Origin of the sequence: Tenacibaculum sp. E3R01 (assembly GCF_003318185.1) — a bacterium.
GTDB classification, from domain to species: domain Bacteria; phylum Bacteroidota; class Bacteroidia; order Flavobacteriales; family Flavobacteriaceae; genus Polaribacter; species Polaribacter halocynthiae.
In genome coordinates this window covers 206651-228380 of the sequence record NZ_QOCC01000012.1, presented here as the reverse complement: position 1 = coordinate 228380, position 21730 = coordinate 206651, and the positions used below count along the sequence as shown (strand labels likewise).

24 protein-coding genes and 1 pseudogene are annotated in these 21730 nt (G+C 28.1%); all 25 read left to right on the top strand.

All coding sequences use genetic code 11. The annotated features are described in order from the left end of the window. Positions 1–314: 314 nt before the first annotated feature. The 25 genes and pseudogenes from DS884_RS02570 to DS884_RS02455 all read left to right on the top strand — a co-directional run bounded on the left by DS884_RS02570 (position 315) and on the right by DS884_RS02455 (position 21485). A complete protein-coding gene (locus DS884_RS02570) occupies positions 315–785 on the top strand; it encodes a hypothetical protein (RefSeq protein ID WP_113785670.1) in 471 nt (156 codons plus the stop codon). Further along, positions 782–1177: a hypothetical protein gene (locus tag DS884_RS02565; protein ID WP_113785669.1), complete on the top strand. Its 396-nt coding sequence runs from the start codon at positions 782–784 to the stop codon at positions 1175–1177. The genes DS884_RS02570 and DS884_RS02565 overlap by 4 nt, the downstream gene beginning before the upstream one ends. Positions 1178–1843: 666 nt before the next feature. Continuing rightward, complete coding sequence (locus tag DS884_RS02560; RefSeq protein ID WP_113785668.1) at positions 1844–2434, top strand: hypothetical protein; 591 nt, start codon at positions 1844–1846, stop codon at positions 2432–2434. Between the two features lie 123 nt (positions 2435–2557). Beyond that, positions 2558–3142, top strand: coding sequence for a hypothetical protein (locus DS884_RS02555; protein WP_113785667.1), 585 nt, complete (start codon positions 2558–2560; stop codon positions 3140–3142). A 147-nt stretch (positions 3143–3289) separates the two neighbouring features. Beyond that, complete coding sequence (locus tag DS884_RS02550; protein WP_147239359.1) at positions 3290–3916, top strand: hypothetical protein; 627 nt, start codon at positions 3290–3292, stop codon at positions 3914–3916. 153 nt (positions 3917–4069) lie between these two features. Beyond that, on the top strand, positions 4070–4738 hold the full coding sequence (locus DS884_RS02545; RefSeq protein ID WP_147239358.1) for a hypothetical protein: 669 nt from the start codon (positions 4070–4072) through the stop codon (positions 4736–4738). Positions 4739–4878: 140 nt separating this feature from the next. Beyond that, positions 4879–5472, top strand: coding sequence for a hypothetical protein (locus DS884_RS02540; protein WP_113785664.1), 594 nt, complete (start codon positions 4879–4881; stop codon positions 5470–5472). A 162-nt stretch (positions 5473–5634) separates the two neighbouring features. Next, on the top strand, positions 5635–6546 hold the full coding sequence (locus DS884_RS02535; RefSeq protein WP_113785663.1) for a hypothetical protein: 912 nt from the start codon (positions 5635–5637) through the stop codon (positions 6544–6546). Between the two features lie 38 nt (positions 6547–6584). Next, positions 6585–7118: a hypothetical protein gene (locus DS884_RS02530; protein WP_113785662.1), complete on the top strand. Its 534-nt coding sequence runs from the start codon at positions 6585–6587 to the stop codon at positions 7116–7118. 170 nt (positions 7119–7288) lie between these two features. Continuing rightward, positions 7289–8119 (top strand): DUF1963 domain-containing protein, encoded by an 831-nt coding sequence (locus DS884_RS02525; RefSeq protein ID WP_113785661.1) that lies wholly within the window; start codon positions 7289–7291, stop codon positions 8117–8119. A gap of 677 nt (positions 8120–8796) precedes the next feature. Continuing rightward, on the top strand, positions 8797–9513 hold the full coding sequence (locus tag DS884_RS02520; protein WP_147239357.1) for a hypothetical protein: 717 nt from the start codon (positions 8797–8799) through the stop codon (positions 9511–9513). 158 nt (positions 9514–9671) lie between these two features. Continuing rightward, positions 9672–10841, top strand: a complete 1170-nt coding sequence (locus tag DS884_RS02515) for an immunity 26/phosphotriesterase HocA family protein (protein ID WP_113785659.1) — start codon at positions 9672–9674, stop codon at positions 10839–10841. Between the two features lie 154 nt (positions 10842–10995). Continuing rightward, on the top strand, positions 10996–11673 hold the full coding sequence (locus DS884_RS02510; RefSeq protein ID WP_113785658.1) for a hypothetical protein: 678 nt from the start codon (positions 10996–10998) through the stop codon (positions 11671–11673). 271 nt (positions 11674–11944) lie between these two features. Further along, positions 11945–12328, top strand: a complete 384-nt coding sequence (locus DS884_RS02505; RefSeq protein WP_113785657.1) for a hypothetical protein — start codon at positions 11945–11947, stop codon at positions 12326–12328. A gap of 211 nt (positions 12329–12539) precedes the next feature. Next, positions 12540–12956, top strand: a complete 417-nt coding sequence (locus DS884_RS02500) for a hypothetical protein (RefSeq protein ID WP_147239356.1) — start codon at positions 12540–12542, stop codon at positions 12954–12956. After that, positions 12949–13185 carry a hypothetical protein gene (locus DS884_RS02495; protein WP_113785655.1) on the top strand — a complete coding sequence of 79 codons (237 nt, stop codon included), beginning with the start codon at positions 12949–12951 and terminating at the stop codon, positions 13183–13185. The genes DS884_RS02500 and DS884_RS02495 overlap by 8 nt, the downstream gene beginning before the upstream one ends. Positions 13186–13341: 156 nt before the next feature. Then, on the top strand, positions 13342–14616 hold the full coding sequence (locus DS884_RS02490; RefSeq protein ID WP_113785654.1) for a T9SS type A sorting domain-containing protein: 1275 nt from the start codon (positions 13342–13344) through the stop codon (positions 14614–14616). Positions 14617–14747: 131 nt separating this feature from the next. Then, positions 14748–15230, top strand: a complete 483-nt coding sequence (locus DS884_RS02485) for a hypothetical protein (protein WP_113785653.1) — start codon at positions 14748–14750, stop codon at positions 15228–15230. Positions 15231–15497: 267 nt separating this feature from the next. Beyond that, positions 15498–15659 (top strand): annotated as a pseudogene (locus DS884_RS18790) (two-component regulator propeller domain-containing protein); the annotation flags it as partial. 102 nt (positions 15660–15761) lie between these two features. Then, entirely contained in the window at positions 15762–16016 is a 255-nt protein-coding gene (locus tag DS884_RS18625) for a hypothetical protein (protein ID WP_233487095.1), read from the top strand. 159 nt (positions 16017–16175) lie between these two features. Then, on the top strand, positions 16176–16664 hold the full coding sequence (locus DS884_RS02475; RefSeq protein WP_113785652.1) for a DUF7000 family protein: 489 nt from the start codon (positions 16176–16178) through the stop codon (positions 16662–16664). Between the two features lie 165 nt (positions 16665–16829). Then, positions 16830–18281, top strand: a complete 1452-nt coding sequence (locus DS884_RS02470; protein WP_113785651.1) for a TlpA family protein disulfide reductase — start codon at positions 16830–16832, stop codon at positions 18279–18281. 75 nt (positions 18282–18356) lie between these two features. Beyond that, a complete protein-coding gene (locus tag DS884_RS02465) occupies positions 18357–18881 on the top strand; it encodes a hypothetical protein (protein WP_113785650.1) in 525 nt (174 codons plus the stop codon). Positions 18882–19018: 137 nt separating this feature from the next. Then, entirely contained in the window at positions 19019–19615 is a 597-nt protein-coding gene (locus DS884_RS02460) for a hypothetical protein (protein ID WP_113785649.1), read from the top strand. 382 nt (positions 19616–19997) lie between these two features. Next, the gene (locus DS884_RS02455; RefSeq protein ID WP_113785648.1) at positions 19998–21485 is read left to right on the top strand and encodes a T9SS type A sorting domain-containing protein; all 1488 of its coding nucleotides are present in this window, start codon (positions 19998–20000) and stop codon (positions 21483–21485) included. Positions 21486–21730: the final 245 nt, after the last annotated feature.

Genomic DNA, 21730 nt, shown 5'->3' with positions numbered 1-21730 from the left:
AAAAAAATTGGAAAATGGAGATGAAACTGTAATTGAGGATTTATGGGTTTGGTTCGCACCAACCTGCCAATGGGATGACTTTGTTGGAAACATTGATTTGGGAGAAAGAATATTTCAACGACTGAATAAAATAAAGAATAAAGCCAGCAGGTAACAATGTATAACCGCAATTACGGCGGATTCGACTCCGTCCGAATCCACGCGTAATTACTAGCGTCTGTGATTAATCCGAAAATCCGTAATTTTATCCCGTAACTGACGGTTATACGAGACCGTTGTGGTGCATTTACCACTCAAACTTCTGAATTGAATAAATGAAAAAATTAATATTTCGATTGACCTTTCCTTTGACTTTAATTTCATTCGGAATTATAACAAAATGGTCGTACGGAATTGTAATTGACGGAACAGATGAGTTTTTATATGGATTTCCTCTTATCTATAAATGTAACGGATTTTATACTTCTTTATCAACCCAATATTTTCTAACTGAAATGATAGTTAATTTGTTGACCTATTTTGCATTTTGGTTAATTCTAACATTAATTCTAAACCGAATTTGGACAATTAATATTCCAAAACGTATTTCTAAAATATTTTGGATTGGATATTCAGTTTTATTTTTAGGGTTTATCTATTTATCAAATGACTTGGATGACCAATATCTAACAAAACGTGATTTTGAAATTAAAATACTTGACAGTGGAATTTCAATTTTCGGAATCCACGATACCAACAGAGAAAAATATCAATCCAAAATAAAAAATGAAATTGAGAATAAATGAAAAAAAATTTTGTAAAAATAATTGAATGCTTTAACATATCTGGTGTTGGATTACTGACTGAATTGCAACATAATGAAAATGGAATTGAGCCGAATACAAAATTAATTTACGAAGTCACTGACGAAACTTGGATTGTAAAAAAAAGAGTGTATCATGGATTTTTAATTTTAGACAAATCCGAAAAATATTTTGAATGCGAAACTGAATCGATGCACATTGATGCTGTATTCAAAACTCATTCGGAAAGGGAATTAGCTGTTGATAAAGAATTAACCAAAAGAAAAAACGATATTTATTTATATTTAATCAAGCCTGAAAAGAAAAAACAGAAAATGAAACCTGAAATTGGAACTGAATTAAAAATAAAAACGACACCACAACAAGGCGTATAATTAATTGCGGCTGAATTTCCTCTACAGAAATTCAATCTTATTATTTATCTTTCCAAAACATCGGAAAACGACTCGCGTCCTTTTCCCGCAACTAATCATACACAAATACGTTACCATTAATAGTGCTGAATGAAATTTGAGATTACTTAAAAGCTCAAGAAAGTATTTTAAAAGTATCGCTTATTTAGCAAATTATTAGATTAATATCCTTTTTTGGGAACTAAACGCCAAAGTGTTCTTTGTCCATTTAAAATATGTTGAAAATATTGAATATGTAGTTTGTAATTGAAAAATTATAGGCTAGCGTTCTACCTCGTTCTTATTCCAAAAAAGGTGGTGGTGAATAAAACGATGTACCAACCTAAACGCTTTATAGTTGAGTATATCTTCCAGGTTTGATTGTTTAAAATTAAAGTTGTTTTCTGTTTAAATAGTTAAGGCTAGCGTTTTGCCTCGGTTGGTTTTAAGAGTATTTAGTATGGCTCTAGTTTTACATTTGGTTTGTGTAGCACTAAAAAGGGTAACAATGCATATAAAAAATAGCTACATTCTTACTGGTTTCAAATATTTTCCTAAATTTGATATTCAAAAAAGCTATGAAAACTTCCGAACTAAAATTCGCAACTTTTCATATCCTTAAACGTTGTAAGTCATTAAAGAAACTGAATGGGAATTAATAGAATTTTAGAAAAATATAAATTAATTGAAACATTTGAAAGAGAATTAAGTATTGATAAAGAATACTTTATAAGTGAGTTCAGACAAATGACTCAAAAAGGATACTACTCACCTCTTTTAATAATGCTTGATATCATAAAATCTGAAAATAAAAAATACATTGGAGATATTAATTCAAAGAGTTTCAAAATCCGAGAAAAATTCACTTTAGACAATTCTTTTGCTAATAATTTTGCAACTGTAAAATCTAAATTTCAGACAAAAAATAATAAACTGAATGTCAAAACAACAATTCAAGGAATGGAAGTAATTCCATTTATTTTGAGAATTCTAATTTTCGGAATTTATTCATTATTAATGTTTATAGCTATTCTTGAGATATTATTAATGCTATTCACTTCAGACGCAAAATATATAGATGGAAGTATGATAATGGGACCAATAATATTAACAATCTTTGTGGGATTTTTAACTTATTTGCCATACAGAATTGCGAAAAAAAATGTTGTAAATAAGAAAAATGACATTGACATAATATACCAACTGATTGAAAAAACGCCTTACAACAAGAGGGTATAGTTTATTGTTATTTAAGTTCTAATTTACAAAAGTAATTAGTTAACCAAAGTCTAAGGTTTTATTTATTAATATAGAGCCAAAACACAACAACAAACCATACCCCAAACGTTGTAAGTCATTAGAATGAACGATAGAAATGATATAATAATTAAAGATGAAATCAGAAATCTTGAATTTATTCAAAAGGTTGAGAAATCTCTTTGTGAAAAATTAAATATTCCAGATTTAAGACCTGGAAATATAACAATTAGAGAGAAAAAAAACTGGAGAGAAAATGAAAAAGAAATTGATTATTGTTGGTTAGTTAATGTCTCAAAATCTTTCGTTGGTTGGTGTTGGATTTTTTCTCTAAAATTCAACGAAACACATTTTAGAAATTACAATAATCCAGGAAAAATTATTCAAGGAATATTTACAGTTGACAAAAATGCTAATATTGAAAATCTATTTTTAGAAAACCGAAAATCTGATTTTAAAGATAAAATTAAAGGTTTTAATAACTTTGATCTTTTTAAAACAAACCCAGGAATAACATTAGATGGAATAACATATAAATATTTAATTTATTCAAGAAATGCAACTATAAAATTTGAATTAAATAATCCGAATTCAAAAAACTGGAAAAAATGGGAAAAATTAGTGAATCAGTTAGGAACTGAATTGAGTGAAAAATCGAAAATAAAGGAGTTTAGAGAAATATTTAACTAAAAATAACGCCTTACAACAAGGTGTATAATTCATTACTAGTACTCGCCTACTTACGAAAATCCTCACGGATTTTCTATTCGGTTTGTATTTACTAAATTAGTTGCTAAAACACGCAACGAAATCATACACAAATACGTTGCCCACAATTTGAAAAAGACCGTACTTAAAATATTAATTCTGACTTTAATTTTGGTTAGTTGTAGACAAAACAACAAATCGGAATCAATAGCTAGTGAGTTAACTAAAATTACTGATGAATTCAAACTTGAATTTCTTACTCAAATCTTATCCGACAGTTCAAAATCTAGACTGTTATACGATAAAAGAGAATTGATTTCAAATTTGCCTGCAATGGGTCCACCACAATTACCAATTGACCCAAATAATTCCGGTAGAACAATCTCGCATTTTGAATTTATATCTGACACTCTTAAAATTAATGATATTGACTTTGTTAGAAAACAAGTTAGAGAAAATAAAAATTTTGATATTTCAACAATAGAAAAAAATGGTTTTAAAGTCATTGATGTAGAAAAATATAGAGAAAATGAAATTCAATGGGATTCAATTAATAAAATTGCCGATAAATACTATGAAGAAAATAAAATGATTGATTTCTATTCATTTCTTCATGTCACAAAACCAATATTCAATAAAGAACTAAATTTAGCTTATGTACGATTTAGGTCTGGATCTGGTGGAATGACTAGAATTTATGAAAAGCAAAATGGAATTTGGCAAATGAAATATGAATTTGATGAATGGATTGAATAAAAAACTGTGGGCAACAATGTATAACCGCAATTACGGCGGATTCGACTACGTCCGAATCCACTCGAAATTACTAAAGTCGGTGCCAAATCGAAAATTAAAGCATATAAACCCGTAACTGACCGTTATACGAGACCGTTAGCTACAACCTGAAAAATGAGATACGTAAAACTGATTTCGATATTTTTTATTATTCTGACTTTCGCAGGATGTTCAGTAAAGGAATTTTATTTCCCAATGTCCGAATTGACTAATGGAAAAGTCTATAAATACGAATGTAAATCTGAACCAACTAAAACCGAATATTGGAAACTAACTGCTGATTTAAAAAATAAAACTCTGACTACAGAAGCATACCAAAGTGACTTCAGACAATATGAATTGTTTAAAGAAAAGATTACAGATAAAGGAACTGAAGTAGTTGAATTTATAAGTTATTTTAAAAACAACAATGGAAAAATATTTCCTGTAAAAAACACACCTAAAGATGTTGATGTTTTTAGATGGAAAACAAAAGAACCCTATAAATATTCTTCTGAAAATCAATATGATTCTAACACCAAAATGATCTTTTCAAAAGAAAGAGAATATATTGGAAAAGTAAAAATCAATATTCTTGGAAAAGAATACGAAGCTGCTAAATTTAAAGGTAGTTATAAAACAGTAATTGAGAATTCAACAGAGAAATTTGAATACACTCAATACAGTTATTATGCAAACGGTATAGGATTAGCGAAAATGGAAAAGGAGTATTCATACGGAAAAAAGGAAACTCTTGAACTGACTAAAATTATGAACATTGACGAATGGAATAAAAGGCAGTAGCTAACGCTGTGTATAATTCATTGCTAGTACTCGCCTACTTACGAAAATCCTTGCGGATTTTCTATTCGGTTTGTATTTGCTAAATTAGTTGCTGAAACACGCAACGAAATCATACACAAAACCGTTGTACAACATAAGGAATGAAAATAAAATTGCTAATAACTTTCATACTTTTCGCTTTTTTAAAAGTTGAAAACACTAATTCCCAAAATGACACAATTAGAGGGAAATTATTTTTTTCTAATGCTTTTTATAATAAATTCAGTTTAATTCTGGTTAAGGAAAAAAGCACCAAAATTCCTGTGGTTCTTAATGAAAATGGAGAATTTGAACTAATTCCTAATGAAAACAAAAAAAATTATGATTTAGTGTTTATATACAAAAATGACACATTAAGAAAATTTAAGTTCAAAAAGGAATGGACAAAACGAAAAGGATATAAATCAATTTCACTGAATGAAAAATGTGACGCGAGTAAGAAAACAGCTTTAGCTGATTTAAAAAATAACAAGGTGAAAATATTTTTATTCTCCAGAAATCAAAATGAAAGAAAAATTGCTGAAAATGAAAAAAAACTAGAAGAACGTTATAATTTTAAATATATCTATCTGAAAAATATTAATCAGTTTGACTGTTATTTGGAATATAATCGGAAAATTTTGAAAATACTACCTCTTAAAATGGGGAGGGAATTTTTAAATGAACTGAACGAAAATGTAATTGGATGGAAATAAAAAACGTTGTACAACAATGGCTATAATTCAGCGTGGCTTATTAACTTTAAAACAAAAACCCTAACTTAGTTCTGGCTAATTTCTACTTTGGACAAATCCTGCGGATTTATCCACGCCGAAATCATAGCCGAACCGTTGTACACCATTGCACTAAACTATTAAATGAAAAAAAAAGGATTACAATTTTGGTACTTTTTAATTGAAGGGAACCTTGATAACAAAACAGCTGCTTATGGGAATTTCTATACTTACGGAGAGAGATGTGGTGAGGCTTTAGGAAATACTTATTTAATAGCGAAAAAAGAAGGTATTATAAATCCAACTGTTGTAGAGACCACGAGGCTTGATAACCTAGAGGAATTTAAACTTCCTGAAGAAGCTGAACAAGTTTCGGATTTTACATATATGATTCCTTCATTAAATACCTTTAAGCTAAATCCAAAAGAGTATTTTTTTAAACCTCCTACTGGAATTTCGTTTGACACGATTATTGGTGAGTACGACTCTGAATTAATAATTGAACAGTTTGTTGCCTATAATAAAAATGAGAATGGAGTTTACGAACTTCAATTAGTAGTTGATAAAACAAGATTGATTGAAATCTTTTTTAAATGTTTTGATTTAATAGAACCTATTAGTGGTTTTTGTATATATATCTGTGAACATTGGTTAAACAGAAAAAGAGAACTTTGGGCAAGTAAATCTATCACAAGTAAAAATGAAATTATAAAATTCCTTAAGAAGCATAAGGCAAATACTTTAGAAAATGGTTTTGTAGAATTAGTTGTAAACTCTCAAATCGGTAAAACTAATCTGATGTTGTGCGAACATAAAAAAATACAGTTACATACGGAATCAGAAGAAATATTTCAAAAATTTATACAAGGTTTAATTGACTTAGGATTTGAACAAACAAAAGATTTTTACGATATAGAATTTGGTTATCACCATTGGCATTACAGACCTATTGACAGTCTTGATCGAGATGATTTTGCAGTGATGCTAATTGATAATGAATTTGAAAATATTAAACTTGAAAATAACGGTGTACAACAATATGTAAAAATGCATTAAAACGCATTTTACACTAAACGTTGTGGGTAAGTAGACCAATGAAATCTAAAAAGATAATTAAATACGGAATTGGAATTTTAATCCTTGAAGTTATACTTTTAGGATTTTGGACTTATCAAATGGAACCCGACCCAAGTGTTTCAATTGGAATAGTAATTATTTTACCTTTTCTATTCGTATTGAATATTATAATTGGAATTCTTTTCTACTTATTTAAAAGTAAACTATCAAATTTCTTTTTTATAAATTCAATTGTATGTCCTTTAATATTTTTCGGGATATGGAACTTATGGTTTATGGATTATCACGACCGAATATCAGAACGATTTGACTTTGTTATCGGAGAGAAAAACTATGAAATAAGTCTATCAAAGAAAACTGACTATTTCTCTATTTCGGATATTACAAACCAGCCCAATGGATCGACAACTGGACTTTATTTTTGCAAATACGAAAGAAAGATAGATACGATTAAATTAACTGATGGAGAAACGAAAATGTTTATAGTTGAAAAGAAATTAATCGGATTTCCAGAAAAACCGAGTGAAATAAAATTAGCAGCATCGGAATGAAAAAAACCTACGCACAACAATGTATAACCGCAATTACGGCGGATTCGACTACGTCCGAATCCACTCGGAATTACTAACGTCAGTGTTAAACCGAAAATTAAAGTATATTAACCCGTAACTCTCGGTTATACGAGACCGTTGTGTACCATATAAAAAACTGAACATAAAGAATGAGCTTTTGGAAAAAAATATTTAGTGGTAAAATTGACAAACCTACAACTGAATCGCATTTTGATAAATATCGAAAAGAACTAAATGAATTGAATTTAGAATCCTTTTCAGATTTAGAAAATTTGGTTAAACCATTAATAAGACAAACAACCAAACTCGAAATTCAACCTGCCTCAAGACCACCAGAAAATTCTCAATTAGAATCTCACTTTGGAGGGAATCCTTATTTTGAAAAAGGCGAAGAATGGCCTAAAGGTAAAAACGGAAAACATTTGGAATTCATTTTTCAAGTTTTCAATTCACCTGGACTGGAGTTGCCTAAAAGCATAGAACTAGTTCAATTTTTCTACGACTGGGAAGAGTTTCCTTGGGACACTAACGATAATGGTTGGTTAGTAAAAACCTATAAACAAGTTGAGAAAGGAAAAGCTGAATTTATTGCTAAACCAGTAGAAATAGAAAAATCAAAATTTTGCAAAATAGAATTTAAACAGACTAAAACATTACCGGACTGGGAAGGAGTTGATTTGTTTGGAAATAATGCGTCCAAATTATCGTGTGTTTTAAACGAAGATGAACCTTGGGATAGTTATGACCAAATCGTGACCAAATTAATAGGAGAGCAGGATTATCAAAGTCAATTAGGAGGTTATCCAAAATGGGTTCAAGGAGAATCAACACCGAAAGACAATGAAGGAAACCCAATGAGACTTTTATTTCAAATTGACTCAGAAGACAATGCAGGACTTATGTGGGGAGATGTCGGTTTGATTTATGTGTTTTATGATGAAAAATCAGGGAGAATTGAATTCACTTTGCAATGTCACTAACCGAAAATAGAAATACGATACACAACAACACCTATACGCAATGTCCTTCGGGACACAGCGCATAGCCAAAACGTTGGGCAACATTACCAAAAATGAGAAAAAAAATAAGCATTTTATTATTTTTTATAGTTTCATATTAATTTGCACAAAATGAAATTACTTATGAAAAAACTCTTGCTGAAATAAAAAAATCGTCCAAAGTTTTATGTACGAATTTAATAATTCCAAACGTTGAATTCTCAATTGGTATTTTCACAACTGAATGGGACGTTAAAGACTTAACAGAAGAACAATGTGGAGATATTAAAACGAATGAATTAAGAAACAGAAAAATTCTTGAAATTCTTGAATCTAAAAAACTCTTAGAAAAATTTTACGTGGAGATGGAAAACAATAGCTTTGAGAGTATTGAATCAAGTTTACATCCCAATAATGAATAAAAAAGAAGCGAAAGAATTAATTAAATCAATTTGTCCAATATTTGAATCTGATTTTTGCTTCAAAAAATTAAACCGGAAATTATAAAACGATTGCCCAACACCATATAAAATTAATTGCTTATTTTAGGCTTAAACAAAGGTAGTTGCTCTTTTGTTACATCTGATTTTCCTGCGGAAAATCCTCGCATACAAAACCGCAACTAATCTTATACAAACACGTTGGCAACAATAATGAAAATGAAAAAGATAATTCTAGTATTGATTTTAACAACAACCTTTACGGAAACTTTCGGATGTAGTTGTAGTTCAATGAAAATTACAAATGCTTATTCTATTTTGGATTTCATTGGAATTATTGAATTCAAAAGTTTGACAGAAATTGAAAATAATTACGGAATCTATAAATCTACTTTTGAAATAAAAGAGCTATTTAAGGGAAAAGAAAATGAGAAAATATTTGTAGATAGTATGAAAGATAGTTCTTGTTCTTTTATTCCGCAAAAGAATAGCAAATATTTAATCTTTGGTTACAAAAATACAGACGGGAAAATTATGACTTCCTTCTGTCTTGCTCAAGGAAATCCAGACAAAAGAAGTTTATCTATTTTAAGATATTTAAAAAAGAAAAAAATTGAGAACGAAATAAGTTCTAATCTAAGACAAACTCTTAACAATGAAATTAATTCTAATCTTTTTGAAAAAGCAATAAATGGGATTTTCCTCTACAAAGTTATTTTAAATTCAGATTTGAGAATCAAAGAAATATTACCCTCTAATGAAAATGCTAAACGAAACTTTAATGAAAAAATCAGAAAAGAATTAACTAGTAAAATAGGTTATAAAATAAACGAAGTAGATAAAGGAATAAGGACTGAAAATCTGATTTCATATATAATTCTAACCTGGGAATATAATTATGAAAATGATAAAATTATAACAACAACTAAATTATAAATTACAGTTGCCAACAATGGCTATAATTCAGCGTTCCGAATGAATAAGAAACAAAATTTACTAACTTTAAAACGGCTGATTTCTACTAAGGAAAAGTCTCCGACTTATTCCACGCCGAAATCATAGCCGAGACAGTTACCACACATTTGAAGAAACCTATGAAATTTGAATTAACCAATGAACAAAGAAAATATTTAGGACTTGAAATAGTTCCTAAAAGTTGGGACAAATTCCAAATAACAGAAGAGGTGTCTGTTTACTTCGATGGTAATAAGATTAGAAAAAAGATTAGTGCAAACGAAAACCTATACCGAGAGATTCAGTTGGATGAAGAAACTGAAAATCGTACAATGCTTCTGCCAAAAACCAAAAGAGGAAAGGCTAAAAAACTAAATTACTCTTCTTTAGATGCTCGAAATGGAATTGGAGTATATTTTAATTTTGACATAAGCGGAATTACTATAGGAAATTACACGACAGAACAAACCTTCTACTCTACTCATTTTGAAAATATCAAATTTAAAAGTATTAATGATTTACCGCTTTGGATTGATAATTTTATTAGCGAAACAACAAAGCAAGATTTAAAAGATTTAAAGCAGTTTTCTGACCGAAAAAGAAAAAGAGTAAAATTAAAGGAAGGAGACTTCTTTACTTTCAAAGTTGACAGAAGAAACTATGGCTTTGGTCGCCTAATAGCTGATATCCGAAAAATAAGAAAAGAACCTAGTTTTAAAGAACAGAAAAATTATGGTTTAGCTCAATTAATGACACAACCTTTAGTTATAAAAGTTTATCACATTATCGAAGACTCGAAAAAAATAGAATTTGAGAAACTTAAAAATTTGAGGGCATTACCGTCACAATATATAATGGATAATGCACTTTTTTATGGAGATTATGAAGTGATTGGAAACTTACCTCTTGAGGATTGGGAAATTGAATTTCCAATCTCTTATGCTCGCAGTATTTCTTATACGGACATTAAAACAGTTTACTTACAATATGGCAGGATTTATAAAGAAGCTCATAGAGATAATTTTTATAAATACATTGAAATTCCGAATCCTGAATCAAAAAATGATTGGGATAAAGTTTTAAAATTCAATCCATATAGAAACGAATCAATTGGAGTTGGTCTTAATTTTAATAAATCAACTTTAGAAAGAGTTATTGCTGAAAATTCAAACGAACCTTACTGGAATGACAAAACATATCAACGCGAAGATGATTTAAGAAATCCTAAAAACAAAGCAATAAAAAAAGAGATATTTGACTATTTCGGACTTGACGCTGAAAAATCATATTCAGAAGATATTGCGGAATAAAAACGTGTGGTAACAACGTGTATAATTAATTGCTTTGGTCGTTTATTATTTGGAAAATTCCTTCGGAATTTTCTCGCGTTCGTTTTTGTTTACTAAATTAGTTGCTTAAACACGCAACTAACCATACACAAGACCGTTGTGGCTAATTAAAAAAATGAGAACAGCATTAAAATTATCTTTAATTTTTATTCTTACAATTCAATGCAAAAGTGTTGAGGAAAATAAGCATTCAGAAAATGATTGGGTAGAAACTAAAAAATCAAGAGAATATTTTGATTATGCCGCATATATCCAAAAGTACCCAAAATCACAAAATATTGAGAAAGCATTGTCAGAATATTTATTTTTGCGAGATAGTGTAGCAGGTTTTTTAGGATGTGGAAAGTACAATACATCTTTAAGTATTGTAGATGACGAAAAAGTACTATTTGATGGCGAGTTAAAGAGTATAGACTCTTTGAGTTTTACAACATTTGAATATTTGAAAAACGGAATCCCTAATGTATCAACACATAAATATAATGTTCAAATTCCCGTATCAAAAATGTGGGATTCAATCTCGAAAGTTCATTTTGATATAGTGTTTTATGACAAGCCTTTCCCTACAGAATCACTTAAATTAGCGTTAAACGAAGTAAGTGATGGAATTAATTCTTATAAAAATTATTTGTCCGTTAAATGGTATGGCTTACCATATAACAAATTGACAAACAAAAAGAAAAATGGTATTGATGAGCTAAATGATACGAGATTTTCATTTTTCGATTTTTCATATATGCAAGGCAAAAGAATTATCCCACCGCCACCGTCAGAATTTGATATTAACGAATAAGATAGGGGGGATAACTAGCCACAACAATATATATAAAAAATAGCGTGAGTCATCGATAACATTATGGTTTGGGTATTTTTGGGAAGTCGCCAAATTTTTAAATTTGACGATTTTTGATAAAAAAGTTAAATAGTAAAATTTAAAAATTCGGCTTGTGCTTAATCAAAAAAGTAATAACTTATTTTCAGCGCTACTTTTCAAATACGGAGCCGTTGTGCGTAAGCTGAAAAAAAATCGTTATAGAATTTAAGAAAAGTGAATCTAAAATAAAATGGAAGATAAATTTAAACAGTCAATTAAGAAAATGACGACTGATGAATTACTAAATATTGTAGGTTCACCTGAAAAATGGCAACCAATTGCTGTTCGTTTTGCAAATAACGAATTAATATTTCGGAAAGTTGAGCCGAAAAAAATTGAAACTGCTAAATATCTGTCAAAAAAGAGAGAGAGAATTAAGAAACAAACGAAAGCAAATCAAGGTTATCATCTTTGTGATTTTATTTCTCAACCTTTTTGGACTTTAATAGAAATTACCTTTTCATGGGAATTAAAAAAAGATGGATTTCCTAAAAAAGCCAGACAACAAAAAAAATTCCGAATTGCGCTTGGAATAATAATTTTAATCTTTATTATTTTAACAAATTTAGGCTAAAAACGGAATAACGAACAAGAACTGAAAAAAATGAATTATCTATCTGAAAAAGAATTGAAAAATATTGAATTGAAAAAAGCCTACGCACAACACCGTACAAAATTAATTGCTTGCTTTTAGCCAACTTACGAAAATCCTCTCGGATTTTCTTTGTCAGTAAATATTTATTAACTTTATAGCTAAACCACGCAACTAACCTTGTACAAACACGTTGTGGTGCATTAAGAAAATGAAAATAGAAGAATCAAAATTCAGATGTGGAAATGGAAAAGCAATTAAAGAATTGGTTGCTAAATATGCTTATCTATATTCTGATTGGATGCAAGATTGGCCTTATGATATTGCTGAATCAAAAGAAATAGAAAACTACTTTCAACATTATGACGAGCAAATAGACGAAGACAAAAAGTTTAGTCTAATGGAAATGCTAATCCAAGCATTGACTGATATAGAAGATAAAAATGACTTCGATAAAAATTGGAAACGCTTAAAGTCAAGAATAATAAAGGACTTTGAAATTCACGAATACACAATACTTTATTGGAGTTGCTTTGGCGAGAATCTTTCCGACTGTTGGAAAGTAACACCATATATTAGGGAATTGTGGAAAGAAATAAAAAATGGCTGACAAAAAAGTAAATATCGAATTGACTAACGATGAAGCAATCGTTCTTTTTGAATTTCTCGCAAGATTTAACGAGAGTGACGATTTAAGTAGATTTGAAGACCAATCAGAGCAAAGAGTTCTTTGGAATATAGAATGCATTTTAGAAAAAGAATTGAGCGAACCATTTATATCAAATTATCAAGACATTATTAAGATCGCAAGAGAAAATGTTAGAGATAAAATAGAATAAAAAACGACACCACAACAACATGTACAATTAATTGTCTACAAGATTTATTCCTTCAGAAAAATTTTAGACAATTAATCTCAATCATTTTAATTATTTTTACACTAAAATTGCGCTACTAACCACACACACAAATAAGTTAGCTAAAATCAAAAATTGATGAAAAAAAAATTACTCACATTACTATTAATTGGATGTCTACAATCATATGCCCAGAATGTTACAATTCCTGACCCTATCTTCAAGGAATATTTATTGAATAATACAAACATAAATTTGAACTCTGATTCTGAAATACAACTTACTGAAGCACAAAGTGTAAATTATTTAGATATTGGAAACAAATATGGTACTCCAAATTCTGAAAGAATTAGTTCTATAGAAGGAATACAAAGTTTTGTTAATCTGACTACCTTGAAGTGTCAAAATAATTTATTAACTAACGTAGATTTTAGTCAAAATATTTCTCTAGTAGAATTAGATTGTTCTTTTAATAAACTGTCAGTTCTAGATGTTACTCAAAATATAAATTTAGAAAAATTTAATTGTAGCAACAATAAACTTAGTGCATTAGATATAAGTCAAAATTTAGTATTAAAAGAACTTATTATGGCATTTAATCTACTTTCTGAAAGTATTGATTTTAGTCAACACATATTTCTAGAAAAACTGAATTGCTCTGCAAATTCCCTTAACAATTTAGATGTAACTAACAATATATTACTTACTGAGTTAAGATGTAACAGTACAGGAATAACGGATTTGAATATAAATCAAAATACAGCGTTAACACTTTTGAATTGTAATTATAACTTATTAGGTAACATAGATGTTAGCAAAAACGCTGCTTTAAAATATTTATATTGTTTTGGGACTACAATAAATGCTATTGATATAAGCCTAAATCTTGATTTAAGAAAACTTGGTTGTGGACAAAATCAATTAACAAATTTAGATGTAAGCACAAATAATAAATTAGTATTCTTATGGTGTCAAGATAATGAATTAGAAAACCTAAATGTTGCGAATGGCAATAATACTAATTTCACTTCATTTAGAGCCAATGATAACGATAATCTCAACTGCATTCAAGTTGATGACACTAATTATAGTAATAATAATTGGACAGGAAGTAGTTATAATTTTGACTCTGCGTCTTCTTTTAATCAAAACTGTGGTAGCTTAAATATAGAAGAATTTAATAATAAAAACTTTGTAACGTTTCCTAATCCAATTGAAGATTTTCTAACAATTGAAACTCAAGAAAATGCCAATTTTAATCTATTATCAATTACTGGACAGATATTACAATCTGGAAATTTAAATAAAGGGGTTAATAATTTAAACTTTTCTTCTCTTCAAAATGGAATATACTTTATTCAAGTCACAACTGAAAAAAGAAAAACTTTTGCTAAAAAAATATGTAAAAAATAGCGAATTAAGTATTTGAATTAAAATAAATCACATAATTTCAATATCTGTTCAACTCGAAAAGTTAGTATCTAAATCCGTTACTTTTTAGATACAATAACATTAATAAAATATTTACCAAACTAACTAACAAAATGAATAAATACAAATTAATTTTTTTGATAATTTTACTTCTGATTCCAATATTTGCAATTGGACAAATTCCGAAAGGACATTTTTTAGACGCTGACGACTCAACTGATAAAGGATACAAATTAAAACCTTTTAAACAAAAGAAAAAAGGAATTTATCATTATGCTATTCTTAGTGAATTGCCTTTTGAAAACGATTGTGAAAATGGAATTTCAGAAAAAAAACAGATTGCTTGTGCGGAAAGAAATCTAAATCGACTAATAAGCGAAAAACTGAACTCTGAATCAGAATTTAAAGGTAATGTATATGTTTATCTGACTGTAACAGAAAAAGCGAAAATTGTTGATATAAAAATTAAATCTTATCCGCAATCAGATGAAATTGATAAGTTAATAAAAGAAGCGACTGAAAAAATTAATGTAAAAGCTGGAAAATATAAAAGGAAAACTGTGAAATCTAGACTATGGACAAGTTTTAAATTTTAATAGTATAAATCAATATACGATATTAAAAATTCACACTTCTTTGACATAATTTTGCATTTTATAGTGCCAAAAGAACATCTTTAGTCATAAGTTTGAATAAAAAACAAACGAAACAACTCTATTTATTTTTAAGAATTTGTTTATTATTTTTCGTTATGTCATTTATAACTTATTGTAGAGGACAATCACACTCAAATAAGATAAATGACAATGTTATTAACAATCTACCCAAAAAAATGGAGTCATAAATTGGAGAATATGTAATAGATATATTTCAAGACTCTAGGGATAACATTTTGGTTTGGGACTTTAGAAAAAGGGGGTGCAAAATTTGATGGAAACTCATTTGTTCATTTCACAACAAAAGAAGGTTTAAACTCAAACAGTGTTCAATCAATTGTAGAAGATAAAAAAGGAAATATTTGGATTGGAACAAGAGTAGCAGAGAAAGATAACCCAAATCTCGATAAACGATATGGTAAAGGCGGTTTGAATAAATATAATGGTTCCAAATTTGTTCAATTTCCTGAAATGAAAGGATTAAACGAAAGTGATGTTTTCACTATTTACAAAGACATCTCAAACGATTTATGGGTTAGTACAACAAGTAACGGAGTTTACAATTACACAGATAAAGGTTTTATAAATTATGAAGTTCCAATTTCAACAATGGCTTTTTTTAAAGACATAAAAGGAAATATTTGCTTAGGCTGTGCAGGTGGTTTATACAAAATTGACAAAAATGGGAAAACAAAAAATGTGACAATTAATGGACCTTGGAATTAACATAATAAAAAGCGAACTTAAAATGTTTTTAATTCATTGCTAGAACTTAACTATTAACAAAAGTCCTTGTGAATTTTCTTTTCTTATTTTATTTACTAAATTAGTTACTTAAGACACGTTAGAAGTAAACTAACTAAATTTTGAACTAAAAAAATGTAAATGGAGGATTTGAATAAATATGTTTCAATTTATAAAGAACAATTAGAGAAAGGGCACATATTAATAGCATATAATGAATTGGTGAAATTCGTAATGAAATTAAGAACAGATTTCATAAAAAATCTTTCTGACCAATATTCATTTGCTGGAATTCTTCATGGATATATGGACTATACATATTTCTACTATTCAAACGATTTTTTAAAAAGTAAAAAACTAAAACTTGGACTTGTATTAAATCACGTAGAAATGAGGTTTGAAGTTTGGCTTTTGGGAAATACCATACCGAATCAAAAGAAATATTGGGAATTGTTGAAAGCGACAAAGTGGAATAAGGACAAAACGGAAATGCCTAAATATTCAATTCTTGAAACCACATTGGTTGATGACCCTGATTTTAATAATCTGAACTCATTGTCTGAACATATAGAAACTAAAATGATTCAGGTTTCGGATGAAATATTAAACTATCTGAATACATTAAATTGAGAAACATAAAAGTAAAATCTAGACTACAACAATGGAATTACTATAAGAAATTACTTGTTATCGTATACATCCCTCCCTTCATAAGCTACCTATTCAACTTATATTTAATAAATTAGACTTTTAAAAACACGTCTAACCAAATGCTAAAGCGTTATTTATAAGCCTATGAAAAACATTATAATTACATTTTTGTTGTTTAGTCTTTTTTGTTGTCAACAAAAAAAAACGACAATTAACATAAAAAAAACAGCTATTAAAAAAGACAAAACAGAAAAACTTAACAAAATTTTTATTGCTGTAAACGATACTATAAACTCATTTTTTACTAATCTTAAGTTAGATGAGATGCAATATATGCCTGAAATGTTATATCTGGGAAAAAAAGAGCAGAGAACCTCTGTAACTTTTCCAACTGAAAATGAAATTGAAATAGCAGGGTTTGATATCATAAATTCATTCTCATATAGAATAAAATTTGAAAAAGGAGATAGTATCTTTATAAACACTAAAAACATAGTAATCAACGAATTAAAAAAAGTTAATTTTCCAATTTTTAAAGTTCCGAATAGCACTAAAACTTGGAGCGAAATAAATTTAGGTTATCTCATTTATAAACAGAACCTTAAAAATAAAGCTATAATCATTAATAATGGAAAAACATTTAGAAGGAACACTTTTGATTTCGAAAAAATCTATCTAAATTCAAATTCAGTATTAGATAGCTTAAAGGCGAATAATAGTATTTCAGATGAGTTTTACCTCACCAATAAAATAAATCGAAAACTAGAATTTGCTACAAACAGATTAAGAGAAGCTAAAAATCAAAAAAAAACATTAAATATCGATAGTTTAAATATTAAACTAAATGATAACGAGTTATTAAATAATCAAACATATGTAAACTTTTTAAAAACTCTAATTCGTTACAAATATTTCAATAAGGATAAAAACGTGTCACATTCTGTTCAATTTGATTTCATTAATAAAGAAAAAACATTTTTAAATGAGTCAGCAAAACAAATTTTATTGGACTCATATCTTAAAAGTATATATTTTACAGAAAAACAAAAATTTGAAAAATATGTAACAAAATTTAATACTATCAACAAAAGTCAAGAGCTTAAAAATAAATGGCTATCATTTATTGCTAAACAAAAAACGGATAGAAAAAAATTAAATGTAAGTAATAGAAATATCGGCGTTTTAACGAATCTGGTAAATGATAATCAATTGACATTTGAAGAAGTCCTTTCTACGCATAAAGGTAAAGTAGTATTAGTAGACTTTTGGGCAAGTTGGTGTGTTCCTTGTCGAAAAGAAATACCTTTTTTAAACAAGTTAAAGTCAAAATTTAGTAATAGTGAATTTAAAATTATTGAAATTTCAATTGATATAGATTATTCATCTTGGGTTAGAGCATCGAAATTAGAAAACATTTCAAATGAAGAAGATAGCTATATAATTGCAAATTGGAAAAAATCAAACCTATATAAAAATTTTAAAATCAACTCTATTCCTAGGTATTTACTTTTTGGAAAAGATGGTAAAATAATTGATGAAAACGCACCAAGACCAAGTGAAGTTAAACTTATTGAATTAATAAAGGCCAACATATAACAATTTGAATAATTAGTTGCTTAGACCCGTAACGAAATTATACATAATTACGTTAGCGATAATTAAAACTGAAGAATGAAATTCAATTTTTTCAAATCAAATAAAAATAATTTGAATCAAAACAGGAAGAAGGAAGTTGACAATCTGGAATTTACTCAACATGAATTAAAAGAATATGATAAGAATGTAAACTTTTACTACACAAATCTTATAAATTCACTTATTCTTTATACATACAATGAAAAAGAATTAGATAAGATGGCTCCTATCTTAATAGATCCCCTGACTGAATTATACGAAGAGTTAGATTATGCTTTCACGCCAATTTTATTTAAAACAGTATTAAAAAACAACTTGATTGACAATCAACTTAAAGACATACTGTTAGAGTTCAAAACTAAAGTTGACAACATACCAAATGAAATATGGGACTGGAAATTCTTGGATAATAATGAGATCTGGTTATCTATAAGAAGAGAAGCCTGCCAAATATTAAATAAACTTGAAGTAAAATCAAGAACATATAATACTGATTATACCAAAACAATCTCAAATAAAGGAGAAATAATATTCAAAGGACATAAAATAAAAAATCGATAACACTGTGTATAACTAATTCCTTATAGATTTATTCCTTCAGAAAAATCACACAGACAATTATTTCATGTCTTTTAATTATTTTCACGCTAAAACCACGCAACAAACCATAAACAAATATGTTGTACCTAATACCTGAAATGAAAAAAGCTCTAACTTTATTAATACTAATAGCTATACTAGGTTGTGAAAAATCATATGAAAAGGAAGAGTTTATAGCTGTTCAAGATGTTTTGAATGATTATTTGAAAAGAGAATATTTGGACAACATACTCTTTCCAAATAGAATGTTTCCTGAAAAGGATATAGAACCAATCGATACGAATAACATTGTACTGAAAATCTACATATCAGATGCTTTAAACCCAATAGAACAAATTAGAGAGGACAACTATTGGATGTTTGAAAATAATTACCCAGAATCAGAAAACAATGAGATATTTAATAGTATTTTAAAATCTGAAAAGTTCAAAAATCTCTCATACCGTGAAATTGAAAAAAATGATTTGGAATTAATAAAACCTTATAAACAGGTTAAAAGTTCTAAAATCATATTAAAAGAAAAAGAGAAATACAATCTCCTTCAATTTTCCAGAATTTGTTTTGATAGTAGTTTAAAAAATGGAATCGTAGTAATTGATGAGCATATTGGACAGAAAGGAATGAAAATTCAGGGCTACCATAAAGCATTTTTGATTAAGAAAATAAAAGGAAAATGGAAATATATCAAAGAATAAACTAAGTACGACAAAGAACTATGGTAAAACCAACTAATTTTTAACCAAAGTACTTCTATAAATATAATAAAATGTTTGTTTATAAAAACTAACTCTGAAAAACATTAATCAATCAAGATTCTGTTGGGTTTATTAACTTTTCAGAAATGATTTAGCTTAAAAAACTTCTACAAATCTGTGCTTTTTAATTTAATCGAAATTTATCAACTTATTTATTTAGTAATTGAATTTAATTAAAGCTTAATTTATAGTTAGTGAATTTTTTTATTTGATTTATTCTAATCGAATTTTAATTATTTTTAAAAACTTAACAAGCACTATTACAGCATATTGATAATTTTATTTTTTAGTTGTAGATTTGATGTTAACATCCAAATGAAAAATGAAGAAAAAGTTACTTTTTATCACATTATTAACATCAAGTATATTCTATTCTCAAACCCAAATAGGTAAAGATATTAATGGTGAAGCTGCAAAAGATGAATTTGGAATGAGTGTAAGTTTATCATCTGATGGAAGCATCATTGCTATTGGAGGTCCTAATAATAACACAAATGGTACTAATTCAGGTCATGTTCGTATATATAGGAACAATAAAGGAATTTGGGAACAAATAGGATCTGATATTGATGGAGAAACATCATTTGAAAGCTTTGGTAAAAGTGTAAGCTTATCATCTAATGGAAATACTATTGCTATTGGAATTCCTTATAAGGATACAAATGGAGATAATTCTGGTCATGCTCGCGTTTATCAAAATAAAAATGGTGTTTGGACTCAAATAGGTCAAGGCTTTAATGGAGTTGAAGCTGGAGATCTATTAGGAACAAACATTAGTTTATCTTCTGATGGAAACATAGTTGCTATTGGAGCTCCAAATAATGATACAAATGGCACTAATTCTGGTCTAGTTCGTGTTTATCAAAATAAAAATGGTGTTTGGGTTCAAATAGGTACTGATATCCATGGAATCAAATCAGGAGATGAGTTTGGGGTAAATTTAAATTTATCTTCTAATGGAAATATTCTAGCTATTGCTAATAACAATAGGGATAATACCAATTCAAGTAATGTTCGTATTTTTCAAAATAACAATAATACTTGGACTCAAATAGGTTCTGATATTAACACAGAGTTAGCAGGAAACTTTACAAATTCTCGCAAAAGCTTGTCTTCTTTAAGTTTGTCGGAAAATGGAAATATTATAGCAATTGGAAGTATTCATCATAACTCAGGTTTTACTCACTTAGATTATGTATCCATATACCAAAATAATAGTGGTATTTGGGAACAAATAGGTACTGATATTAAAGGTGAAGCTGAAAGTGATCAATTCGGAAGAAGCGTAAGTTTATCTTCTGACGGAAATATTATAGCCATTGGAGGTCCTATGAATACCTCTTCAAAAACTTTAATTCATTCAGGGCATGCACGTATTTATAAAAACATAAATAATGTATGGACCCAAATGGGTATTGACATTGATGGAAGAGTAACAAATAACTTATTAGGAACTAGTGTTAGTTTATCATCTGATGGAAGTGTGTTAGCCATAGGAGGCCCTTATAATAATGGTTATGATAATCATTTAGGACATGTACGTGTTTTTAATTTATCTGGAGTTTTATCTACAAATGAAATTATTGAATCAACTACAAAACTATATCCTAATCCAGTAACTAATAAGCTTACTATAGAGTTAAAAGAAAAACTACAATTAAAAAAAGTTACTGTTTATAATAGTATGGGAAAATTAATTTTAACAACAACTAATCAAATTATTGATGTAAATAATTTATCCAAAGGAATCTACTTTATTAGTATTGTAACTAACAAAGGAAAAACTAATACTAAAATTATTGTTAATTAAGTTATTAAAGTTTATGATTGAGTTAATTCTATATTAAAACAATCTAGCCTATCATAGTTGTTTTTTGACTAGCTACATTTTTTAGTCAAAACCTTACTTATAATATGAGTACAAAATGAATGTATCTTTATAACTTTATTTATACAGATAATCAGTTTTTAAATAAAAGATTTATAAAAAATGGTATAATTACATATTCATTAAAATATCATTTAAAATAAAAACTAATTTCCAAACAATTAAAC

Coding starts and splice junctions, on each gene's coding strand:
- DS884_RS02570 (WP_113785670.1), top strand. CDS start 315: ATGAAAAAATTAATATTTCGATTGACCTTTCCTTTGACTTTAATTTCA.
- DS884_RS02565 (WP_113785669.1), top strand. CDS start 782: ATGAAAAAAAATTTTGTAAAAATAATTGAATGCTTTAACATATCTGGT.
- DS884_RS02560 (WP_113785668.1), top strand. CDS start 1,844: ATGGGAATTAATAGAATTTTAGAAAAATATAAATTAATTGAAACATTT.
- DS884_RS02555 (WP_113785667.1), top strand. CDS start 2,558: ATGAACGATAGAAATGATATAATAATTAAAGATGAAATCAGAAATCTT.
- DS884_RS02545 (WP_147239358.1), top strand. CDS start 4,070: ATGAGATACGTAAAACTGATTTCGATATTTTTTATTATTCTGACTTTC.
- DS884_RS02540 (WP_113785664.1), top strand. CDS start 4,879: ATGAAAATAAAATTGCTAATAACTTTCATACTTTTCGCTTTTTTAAAA.
- DS884_RS02535 (WP_113785663.1), top strand. CDS start 5,635: ATGAAAAAAAAAGGATTACAATTTTGGTACTTTTTAATTGAAGGGAAC.
- DS884_RS02530 (WP_113785662.1), top strand. CDS start 6,585: ATGAAATCTAAAAAGATAATTAAATACGGAATTGGAATTTTAATCCTT.
- DS884_RS02525 (WP_113785661.1), top strand. CDS start 7,289: ATGAGCTTTTGGAAAAAAATATTTAGTGGTAAAATTGACAAACCTACA.
- DS884_RS02520 (WP_147239357.1), top strand. CDS start 8,797: ATGAAAAAGATAATTCTAGTATTGATTTTAACAACAACCTTTACGGAA.
- DS884_RS02515 (WP_113785659.1), top strand. CDS start 9,672: ATGAAATTTGAATTAACCAATGAACAAAGAAAATATTTAGGACTTGAA.
- DS884_RS02510 (WP_113785658.1), top strand. CDS start 10,996: ATGAGAACAGCATTAAAATTATCTTTAATTTTTATTCTTACAATTCAA.
- DS884_RS02505 (WP_113785657.1), top strand. CDS start 11,945: ATGGAAGATAAATTTAAACAGTCAATTAAGAAAATGACGACTGATGAA.
- DS884_RS02495 (WP_113785655.1), top strand. CDS start 12,949: ATGGCTGACAAAAAAGTAAATATCGAATTGACTAACGATGAAGCAATC.
- DS884_RS02490 (WP_113785654.1), top strand. CDS start 13,342: ATGAAAAAAAAATTACTCACATTACTATTAATTGGATGTCTACAATCA.
- DS884_RS02485 (WP_113785653.1), top strand. CDS start 14,748: ATGAATAAATACAAATTAATTTTTTTGATAATTTTACTTCTGATTCCA.
- DS884_RS18625 (WP_233487095.1), top strand. CDS start 15,762: ATGAAAGGATTAAACGAAAGTGATGTTTTCACTATTTACAAAGACATC.
- DS884_RS02475 (WP_113785652.1), top strand. CDS start 16,176: ATGGAGGATTTGAATAAATATGTTTCAATTTATAAAGAACAATTAGAG.
- DS884_RS02470 (WP_113785651.1), top strand. CDS start 16,830: ATGAAAAACATTATAATTACATTTTTGTTGTTTAGTCTTTTTTGTTGT.
- DS884_RS02465 (WP_113785650.1), top strand. CDS start 18,357: ATGAAATTCAATTTTTTCAAATCAAATAAAAATAATTTGAATCAAAAC.
- DS884_RS02460 (WP_113785649.1), top strand. CDS start 19,019: ATGAAAAAAGCTCTAACTTTATTAATACTAATAGCTATACTAGGTTGT.
- DS884_RS02455 (WP_113785648.1), top strand. CDS start 19,998: ATGAAGAAAAAGTTACTTTTTATCACATTATTAACATCAAGTATATTC.